The sequence below is a fragment of the Apibacter sp. wkB309 genome (genome assembly GCF_002964915.1).
GTDB lineage: Bacteria > Bacteroidota > Bacteroidia > Flavobacteriales > Weeksellaceae > Apibacter.
In genome coordinates, this window is sequence record NZ_PSZL01000022.1 from 915,385 (window position 1) to 923,012 (window position 7,628).

The 7,628-nt window shown below is 32.7% G+C and carries 16 protein-coding genes; all 16 read right to left on the reverse strand.

The features are described 5' to 3' along the window. Position 1: 1 nt before the first annotated feature. Entirely contained in the window at positions 2-547 is a 546-nt protein-coding gene (gene rplF, locus C4S75_RS09915; protein ID WP_105298121.1) for a 50S ribosomal protein L6, read from the reverse strand. A 12-nt stretch (positions 548-559) separates the two neighbouring features. Then, entirely contained in the window at positions 560-958 is a 399-nt protein-coding gene (gene rpsH / locus C4S75_RS09920; RefSeq protein ID WP_105298122.1) for a 30S ribosomal protein S8, read from the reverse strand. Between the two features lie 63 nt (positions 959-1,021). Continuing rightward, positions 1,022-1,291 carry a 30S ribosomal protein S14 gene (gene rpsN, locus C4S75_RS09925; protein WP_055425360.1) on the reverse strand — a complete coding sequence of 90 codons (270 nt, stop codon included), beginning with the start codon at positions 1,289-1,291 and terminating at the stop codon, positions 1,022-1,024. Positions 1,292-1,299: 8 nt separating this feature from the next. After that, positions 1,300-1,851 carry a 50S ribosomal protein L5 gene (gene rplE, locus C4S75_RS09930; protein ID WP_105298123.1) on the reverse strand — a complete coding sequence of 184 codons (552 nt, stop codon included), beginning with the start codon at positions 1,849-1,851 and terminating at the stop codon, positions 1,300-1,302. Between the two features lie 16 nt (positions 1,852-1,867). Continuing rightward, positions 1,868-2,182 carry a 50S ribosomal protein L24 gene (gene rplX / locus C4S75_RS09935; protein WP_105298124.1) on the reverse strand — a complete coding sequence of 105 codons (315 nt, stop codon included), beginning with the start codon at positions 2,180-2,182 and terminating at the stop codon, positions 1,868-1,870. Positions 2,183-2,197: 15 nt separating this feature from the next. Then, entirely contained in the window at positions 2,198-2,566 is a 369-nt protein-coding gene (gene rplN, locus C4S75_RS09940; protein ID WP_055425363.1) for a 50S ribosomal protein L14, read from the reverse strand. Between the two features lie 7 nt (positions 2,567-2,573). After that, complete coding sequence (gene rpsQ, locus C4S75_RS09945) at positions 2,574-2,828, reverse strand: 30S ribosomal protein S17 (RefSeq protein WP_055425364.1); 255 nt, start codon at positions 2,826-2,828, stop codon at positions 2,574-2,576. A 32-nt stretch (positions 2,829-2,860) separates the two neighbouring features. Beyond that, positions 2,861-3,037 (reverse strand): 50S ribosomal protein L29, encoded by a 177-nt coding sequence (gene rpmC, locus C4S75_RS09950; RefSeq protein WP_105298126.1) that lies wholly within the window; start codon positions 3,035-3,037, stop codon positions 2,861-2,863. A 12-nt stretch (positions 3,038-3,049) separates the two neighbouring features. Continuing rightward, positions 3,050-3,472: a 50S ribosomal protein L16 gene (gene rplP / locus C4S75_RS09955; RefSeq protein WP_055425366.1), complete on the reverse strand. Its 423-nt coding sequence runs from the start codon at positions 3,470-3,472 to the stop codon at positions 3,050-3,052. Between the two features lie 19 nt (positions 3,473-3,491). Further along, positions 3,492-4,187 (reverse strand): 30S ribosomal protein S3, encoded by a 696-nt coding sequence (gene rpsC / locus C4S75_RS09960; protein WP_055425367.1) that lies wholly within the window; start codon positions 4,185-4,187, stop codon positions 3,492-3,494. 2 nt (positions 4,188-4,189) lie between these two features. Beyond that, positions 4,190-4,594, reverse strand: a complete 405-nt coding sequence (gene rplV, locus C4S75_RS09965; RefSeq protein ID WP_055425368.1) for a 50S ribosomal protein L22 — start codon at positions 4,592-4,594, stop codon at positions 4,190-4,192. Positions 4,595-4,600: 6 nt separating this feature from the next. After that, a complete protein-coding gene (rpsS, locus tag C4S75_RS09970; RefSeq protein WP_055425369.1) occupies positions 4,601-4,879 on the reverse strand; it encodes a 30S ribosomal protein S19 in 279 nt (92 codons plus the stop codon). Positions 4,880-4,885: 6 nt separating this feature from the next. Continuing rightward, positions 4,886-5,707 carry a 50S ribosomal protein L2 gene (gene rplB / locus C4S75_RS09975; RefSeq protein ID WP_105298127.1) on the reverse strand — a complete coding sequence of 274 codons (822 nt, stop codon included), beginning with the start codon at positions 5,705-5,707 and terminating at the stop codon, positions 4,886-4,888. 13 nt (positions 5,708-5,720) lie between these two features. Further along, complete coding sequence (rplW, locus tag C4S75_RS09980) at positions 5,721-6,011, reverse strand: 50S ribosomal protein L23 (protein ID WP_105298128.1); 291 nt, start codon at positions 6,009-6,011, stop codon at positions 5,721-5,723. 4 nt (positions 6,012-6,015) lie between these two features. After that, complete coding sequence (rplD, locus tag C4S75_RS09985) at positions 6,016-6,645, reverse strand: 50S ribosomal protein L4 (RefSeq protein ID WP_105298129.1); 630 nt, start codon at positions 6,643-6,645, stop codon at positions 6,016-6,018. After that, positions 6,636-7,259, reverse strand: a complete 624-nt coding sequence (gene rplC / locus C4S75_RS09990; RefSeq protein ID WP_055425373.1) for a 50S ribosomal protein L3 — start codon at positions 7,257-7,259, stop codon at positions 6,636-6,638. Before rplC ends, rplD begins: the two co-directional genes overlap by 10 nt. Positions 7,260-7,628: the final 369 nt, after the last annotated feature.

Here is a 7,628-nt window from a genome sequence, read left to right on the forward strand (position 1 = left end):
TTTATGCAGATTTACCTGCTTTTCTTCTGATTTGTTCTCCTACAAATTTAACTCCTTTACCTTTATAAGGTTCAGGTTTACGAAGTGATCTTATTTTTGCACAAACCATCCCTAATAAATGTTTATCATACGAAGATAAAGTAATTATTGGATTTTTACCTTTTTCTGTTAAAGTTTCCACTTTTACTTCTTGAGGTAACTCTATAACTACTAAATGCGAAAATCCTAAAGCCAATTCTAATTTTTGGCCTTGATTAGATGCTCTATAACCTACCCCCGCTAATTCCAATTTTTTGGTGAATCCTTCAGATACACCAACTATCATGTTATTAATAAGAGCTCTGTATAATCCATGCAAAGATTTATGTTCTTTACTGTCGGATGGACGTTGAACTGCTAATTCAGAATTTTCAATATTTATAGTTATTCCTCCGGTAAGTTCTTGTTTTAACTCACCGTTTTTTCCTTTAACTGTAACTACATTATCTTTATAATCAATGGTAGTACCTGTTGGAATATTTATTATTGCTTTTCCTATTCTTGACATTTCTTCAATTTTTTAATAAACATAACAAATTACCTCTCCACCAACATTTTCTTGTCTAGCTTTCTTATCTGTCATTACTCCTTTTGAAGTTGAGATAATAGCGATACCTAATCCATTTAAAACTCTTGGAAGTTCTTTACAACCGGAATATTTTCTTAAGCCCGGTTTAGATGCTCTTTGAATTTTTTTGATAGCAGGAAGATTAGTTGCTTTATCGTATTTTAAAGCAATTTTAATAATTCCTTGTACACTACCTTCTTCAAATTTGTAGTTAAGGATATATCCTTGATCGAAGAGAATTTTAGTAATCTCTTTTTTAATTTTTGATGCAGGAATTTCAACAACTTTGTGTCCTGCTCTCATGGCATTTCTTACTCTTGTTAAGTAATCTGCAATTGGGTCTGTAACCATATTTATTTAATTTTAGAGTATAGAATTTAAATTCTACTTTTAAAATCTATTAATTTTTAATTTTTACCAACTAGCTTTTTTAACTCCCGGTATTAATCCTTCGTTAGCCATTTCTCTAAAAGTTACTCTGGAAATTCCAAAAACTCTCATATATCCTCTTGGCCTTCCTGTAAGCTTACATCTATTATGTAATCTTACCGGAGAAGAGTTTTTAGGAAGCTTTTGAAGTGCTTCGTAGTCTCCGGCTTCTTTTAAAGCTTTTCTTTTAGCGGCATATTTAGCTGAAAGTGCTTCTCTTTTGCGCTCACGCGCTTTCATTGATTCTTTAGCCATACTATTAATTAATTCTTTTTAAATGGTAATCCAAAGTGGGTTAATAATGCTTTTGCTTCCTTATCGGTTTTTGCATTAGTTACAAAGGTAATATCCATACCTTGAATTTTCTTCACTTTATCAATATTTATTTCTGGAAATATGATTTGTTCAGTAATTCCTAATGTATAGTTACCTCTACCGTCAAAACCATCTGATTTTATTCCATTAAAATCTCTAACACGAGGTAAAGCAGCAGTAATTAATCTATCTAAAAATTCATACATTCTATCACCTCGTAAGGTAACCATTGCGCCGATTGGCATTCCTTTTCTTAATTTGAAACCGGCTTCATCTTTTTTAGATAGACATGGTATTGCTTTTTGTCCTGCAATTAAAGAAATTTCTTCAACTGCATAATCAACAATTTTTTTATCTGCTGTTGCTGCCCCTAATCCTTGGCTTATCACAATCTTTTCTAGTTTTGGAACTTGCATTACAGATGTATAACCAAATTCCTCTTTTAGAGCAGAGATGATCTTATCTTTATATAATTGTTTCGGTCTTGCTATGTATTGCATAATCTTTCAAATTTAATTAAATCACTTCTCCTGATTTGGTTGCAACTCTAACTTTTTTCTCACCATCCATTTTATAACTTACTCTTGTTGGTTTTCCGGATTTTGGATCCAATAGAGCTAAGTTAGAAATATGTATAGAAGCTTCTTTTTCAATAATACTTCCTTGAGGATTTTCTGCTGAAGGTTTTCTATGTTTTTTAACTATATTAACTCCTTCAACTATCGCTCTGTTTTTTTCAGGATAAATTACTAAAACTTGTCCTTGCTTTCCTCTGTAAGATCCGGCAAGAACTTGAACTTTATCTCCTTTTTTTATTTTAACTTTTGCCATTTTTTTTAATTTACCTTATAATACCTCAGGAGCTAATGATATAATTTTCATATACTCTTTATCACGTAATTCTCTGGCTACCGGTCCAAAAACACGAGTTCCTCTCATTTCTCCTGCTGCATTTAACAATACACATGCATTATCTTCAAAACTAATATAAGAACCATCTTTCCTTCTTACAGGTTTTTTAGTTCTAACAACTACTGCTTTGGATACTTGACCTTTTTTAGCGTTTCCTGATGGAGTAGCATCTTTTATAGTAACAACTATTTTATCACCTACAGATGCATATCTTCTTTTTGAACCTCCTAACACTCTGATAACTAAAGCCTCTTTTGCTCCAGTATTATCTGCAACTTTTAATCTTGATTCTGTTTGTAGCATCTCTAAATTATTTAGCTCTTTCTAATATTTCTACTAATCTCCATCTTTTACTCTTACTCAATGGACGAGTTTCCATAATGCGAACGGTATCTCCTTCATTGCATTCGTTTTTCTCATCGTGAGCAGTATATTTTTTAGTTTTTAAAACGAATTTCCCATACATGGGATGTTTCATTCTGCTTGTCTCACTAACAACGATAGTTTTATCCATCTTATTGCTAGATACTACTCCGATTCTTTCTTTTCTTAAATTTCTTTCCATAATTGAAATTAAATTCTTTTTCGGATTTTAAATTACTTTAAGGCTGTTAACAACCTTGCTATTGTTTTTCTCATCTCTCTTAATTGAATCGGATTTCCAATTGGAGACACTTTATGTGATAATCTTAGTTTAGCATACTCAGCTTTTGTTTCAGCTAATTTTGCTTTAACTTCTTCTTGACTTAAATTTCTTATATCAACTGCTTTCATCGATTTTATTATTTATGATTGCACAAAATCGTTAGCAACAACAAATTTAGTTTTCACCGGTAATTTTTGAGCTGCAAGTCGTAATGCTTCTTTTGCAACATCATAAGGAACTCCCCCTATTTCAAATAAAATTCTTCCCGGCGATACTCTTGCTACCCAATATTCCACAGCACCTTTTCCTTTACCCATACGAACCTCAGCAGGTTTTTTGGTAATAGGCTTATCCGGGAATATTTTAATCCATAATTGTCCTTCTCTTTTCATATATCGAGTGGCAGCAATACGTGCAGCTTCTATCTGTCTTGCAGTAATAAATACTGAATCTAACGCTTTAATTCCAAAAGTACCGTATGCTAATTTACTTCCTCTGTAAGAAAGACCTTTCATACGTCCTTTTTGCTGTTTACGGAATTTTGTTCTTTTTGGTTGTAACATAATTACCTAAGATATTTTTTTATCTTCTTTCTTTAACTTTTCTTTTCTGAGTCTTTTTCTGAAGACCTACTAACGGAGATAACTCTCTTTTACCATACACTTCGCCTTTCATAATCCATACTTTTACCCCTAAGCGACCATAAGTTGTATGAGCTTCAGCAATATAATAATCGATATCAGCACGGAAAGTTGACAAAGGAATTCTTCCTTCTTTAAAAGATTCTGATCTTGCCATTTCAGCACCATTTAAACGTCCGGAAATCATAATTTTAATTCCTTCAGCGTTCATTCTCATTGTAGATGCGATAGCCATTTTAACAGCTCTTCTATATGAGATACGGCTTTCAATTTGACGAGCTACACTTTCTGCAACTAATTTTGCATCCAGTTCAGGTCTTTTAATTTCAAAAATATTTATTTGAATTTCCTTTTTAGTAATCTTTTTTAACTCTTCTTTTAATTTATCTACTTCCTGACCACCTTTTCCTATGATAATTCCAGGTCTTGCTGTGGTGATGGTAATAGTAACTAATTTCAAAGTTCTTTCGATGTAAATTCTGGAAACACCTGCTTTGGATAATCTTGCTTCTAAATATCTTCTGATTTTATAATCTTCTGCTATTTTATCTCCAAAGTTTTTTCCACCATACCAATTAGAATCCCATCCTCGAATGATTCCTAATCTATTACCTATTGGATTTGTTTTCTGTCCCATACTTAATTTACTTCGTTTTTGTTTCCTAGAATAATTGTTACATGATTAGATCTTTTTCTAATCCTATATCCTCTCCCTTGAGGAGCAGGACGTAATCTTTTTAACATAGATCCACCGTCAACAAAAATTTCTTTTACATAAAGTTTAGCTTCTTCGATGTCTTTGCCTTCATTTTTAACTTGCCAATTAGCTATGGCACTTAATAAAAGTTTTTCTAATCTGATTGAAGCCTCTTTTTTTGAATATTTTAATATGTATAATGCTTTATCAACATCAACGCCTCTAATGATATCTGCTACTAATCTCATCTTTCTAGGCGAGGTAGGACAATTATTCAAGCGAGCAATTGCTAAATTTTTCTTAGCTTCTTTACGTGCTGTTGCACTATTTTGTTTTCTGTTACCCATTGCTTATTATCTGTTACCTTTATTTTTATTTCCTGCATGACCTCTAAACACACGAGTAGGTGAAAATTCTCCTAGCTTATGTCCAACCATATTTTCAGTTACATATACCGGTACAAATTGTTTTCCGTTATGTACTGCAAACGTTTGACCAACGAAATCCGGAGATATCATTGATGCTCTAGACCATGTTTTAATCACGACTTTTTTTCCTGACTCTATATTTGCTTGAACTTTCTTGTTTAATTTATAGTGAATATAAGGTCCTTTTTTTAACGAACGTGCCATACTAGATTATTTTCTTTTTTGTAAAATATAACGATTCGATTCTTTCTTCTTTGAACGAGTCTTGTATCCTTTTGCAGGCATACCTTTTCTAGATCTTGGATGTCCTCCGGTTGATCTACCTTCACCACCTCCCATTGGGTGATCTACAGGGTTCATTGCTACCGGCCTTGTTCTTGGTCTTCTTCCTAACCATCTGCTTCTACCTGCTTTACCAGATACGATTAGCTGATGATCTGAATTGGAAACTGAACCAATTGTTGCCATACATTCAACTAAAATCATACGAGTTTCTCCGGAAGGCATTTTAAGAACGGCATATTTACCGTCTCTGGCTATAAGTTGTGCGCTGGTTCCGGCACTTCTTGCCATTTTTGCTCCTTGTCCGGGACGTAACTCAATACATGAAATAACAGTACCTAAAGGTATGCTTTTTAATTTCATTGCGTTTCCAATTTCAGGAGCAACACTCTCTCCTGAAACGACTTTTTGTCCTACCTTAATACCGTGAGGAGACACAATGTAGCGTTTTTCACCGTCTGCATAAACCAATAATGCGATAAATGCAGTTCTGTTTGGATCATATTCTACTGATTTTACAGTAGCCGGAATGCCAAACTTATTTCTCTTGAAATCGATCTCTCTGTATCGTTTCTTGTGTCCACCTCCGGTATAACGCATGGTCATTTTTCCGGAATTATTTCTACCTCCTGATTTAGAAATTCCTCTTAGTAAGGATTTTTCTGGTTTTGAAGTAGTGATTTCTTCAAAATTGTTAACAATTCTGAATCTTTGTCCGGGGGTGATAGGTTTTAATTTTCTTACCGACATGATTCTTTATAAATTATATATTTCCAAATACATCAATGGTTTGACCTTCTTTTATATCAACCATTGCTTTTTTCAATTTATTAGTTTTTCCAACTTGAAGACCTGTTTTTGTATATTTTGATTTAACAACAGGTGCAGAAATTAATGTTCTTACTGCAACTACATTAACTCCGTAAGCTTGTTCTACAGCATATTTAATCTCTGACTTATTCGCTTTAGTATTTACTAAAAAAGTATAACGATTTCTTTTTTCAGCGATTTCGTTAGCTTTTTCTGATATAATAGGTTTTATGAGTACAGACATAATTCTATTTTCTTAAATTTTCTTGTATTTTTTCTACTGAGCTTTCAAACAAAACCACTTCATTCGCTTTTAAGATATCATAACTACTTATCTCGTTATATCCTAATACTTTAGCGTCTTGTAAATTTCGTGATGACAAGTATACATTTTTATTAGACTGCCCTAAAATAAACAAAGCTTTTTTGTTAGCTAGTCCTAAATCTTGTAAAACTTTAGTAAAATCTTTTGTTTTAGGTGCTTCAAAATTTAAGTCTTCAACTACTTTTAAGTTGTTTTCTTTTAATTTTTGACTAAAAACTGATTTTTTTGCTATTCTTTTTAATGATTTATTTAATTTGAACCTGTAATCTCTTGGTCTAGGTCCAAATACTCTTGCTCCACCTCTGAACAAAGGGTTGTTGATATCCCCTTTTCGGGAACCTCCTGTTCCTTTTTGACGGTGAAGTTTACGAGTTGATCCACTTAATTCGGATCTTTCTTTAGATTTATGGGTTCCTTGTCTCTGTGATGCCAAATATTGCTTTACTTCTAAGTAAACAGCATGTGTATTCGGTTCAACTCCAAATATTGTTTCGTCTAAAGTAACCTTTCTTCCGGTTTCTTTTCCGCTTCTATCTAGTACTACTAATTCCATCTTCTTACAATTACATATGAATTTTTAGGACCCGGAACTGCACCTTTTACAATTAAAAGATTTTTTTCATTGTCCACTTTTATAACCTGTAAATTTTGCACTGTCACTTGATTTCCACCCATTCTTCCAGCCATTCTCATTCCTTTAAATACTCTGGATGGATCTGATCCCGCTCCAATAGAACCCGGAGCTCTTAATCTGTTATGCTGACCGTGTGTTGCTTGCATAACTCCTCCAAAGCCGTGTCTTTTAACCACCCCTTGGAATCCTTTACCTTTTGAAGTTCCGGTAACGTCAACATATTCTCCTTCTGAAAATAAATCAACTTTTACTTCTTCTCCAATTTTCAATCCGTCAAACCCATGACGAAACTCCACCATTTTTCTTTTTGGTGTTGAACCTGCTTTTTTGAAGTGACCTAAAAGGGCTTTGCCGACATTTTTTTCACTTCTGTCATCGAAACCTAGCTGAACCGCATAATAGCCGTCCTTTTCTTCGGTTCTGACCTGTAAAACTGTACATGGACCCGCTTCTATAACAGTACAAGGAATGTTTTTACCTTCCTCGTCAAACAAGCTGGTCATGCCAATTTTTTTTCCAATAATACCTGACATTTGTTCTATTTATATATTTTTTCGGACTGCAAAATTAAAAAATTTTTTTCACAATTTAACATTCTGATTCAAAATTTTTTATAATTAGTTTTTATTTTGATTTTAATAGATTTAACTTGATTAAAATTTTAATTTAAAATTTATCATTATTTCATCCAATTTTTGGTAAATCTATTTAGAACAAATTACTTATATTCTTATCTTTTTACTACTTGTTATACTTCACTTCTTAATTCAGTTTTTTTTATCAAATAATCTTTAGCATATCTAAAGTTATATTTCCGGTTTTTATATAAAAAATCTATTTCTTCTTTATCAACAGCAATTCTCCCATACATTTTCTCTTGTTTCCTGCGTATATATAATAAA

Coding starts and splice junctions, on each gene's coding strand:
- rpsN (WP_055425360.1), bottom strand. CDS start 1,291: ATGGCTAAAGAATCAATGAAAGCGCGTGAGCGCAAAAGAGAAGCACTT.
- rpmC (WP_105298126.1), bottom strand. CDS start 3,037: ATGAAAGCAGTTGATATAAGAAATTTAAGTCAAGAAGAAGTTAAAGCA.
- rplE (WP_105298123.1), bottom strand. CDS start 1,851: ATGCAATACATAGCAAGACCGAAACAATTATATAAAGATAAGATCATC.
- rplP (WP_055425366.1), bottom strand. CDS start 3,472: ATGTTACAACCAAAAAGAACAAAATTCCGTAAACAGCAAAAAGGACGT.
- rpsC (WP_055425367.1), bottom strand. CDS start 4,187: ATGGGACAGAAAACAAATCCAATAGGTAATAGATTAGGAATCATTCGA.
- rpsH (WP_105298122.1), bottom strand. CDS start 958: ATGGTTACAGACCCAATTGCAGATTACTTAACAAGAGTAAGAAATGCC.
- rplC (WP_055425373.1), bottom strand. CDS start 7,259: ATGTCAGGTATTATTGGAAAAAAAATTGGCATGACCAGCTTGTTTGAC.
- rplD (WP_105298129.1), bottom strand. CDS start 6,645: ATGGAATTAGTAGTACTAGATAGAAGCGGAAAAGAAACCGGAAGAAAG.
- rplV (WP_055425368.1), bottom strand. CDS start 4,594: ATGGGTAACAGAAAACAAAATAGTGCAACAGCACGTAAAGAAGCTAAG.
- rpsS (WP_055425369.1), bottom strand. CDS start 4,879: ATGGCACGTTCGTTAAAAAAAGGACCTTATATTCACTATAAATTAAAC.
- rplX (WP_105298124.1), bottom strand. CDS start 2,182: ATGGCAAAAGTTAAAATAAAAAAAGGAGATAAAGTTCAAGTTCTTGCC.
- rplW (WP_105298128.1), bottom strand. CDS start 6,011: ATGTCTGTACTCATAAAACCTATTATATCAGAAAAAGCTAACGAAATC.
- rplB (WP_105298127.1), bottom strand. CDS start 5,707: ATGTCGGTAAGAAAATTAAAACCTATCACCCCCGGACAAAGATTCAGA.
- rpsQ (WP_055425364.1), bottom strand. CDS start 2,828: ATGGAAAGAAATTTAAGAAAAGAAAGAATCGGAGTAGTATCTAGCAAT.
- rplF (WP_105298121.1), bottom strand. CDS start 547: ATGTCAAGAATAGGAAAAGCAATAATAAATATTCCAACAGGTACTACC.
- rplN (WP_055425363.1), bottom strand. CDS start 2,566: ATGCTACAAACAGAATCAAGATTAAAAGTTGCAGATAATACTGGAGCA.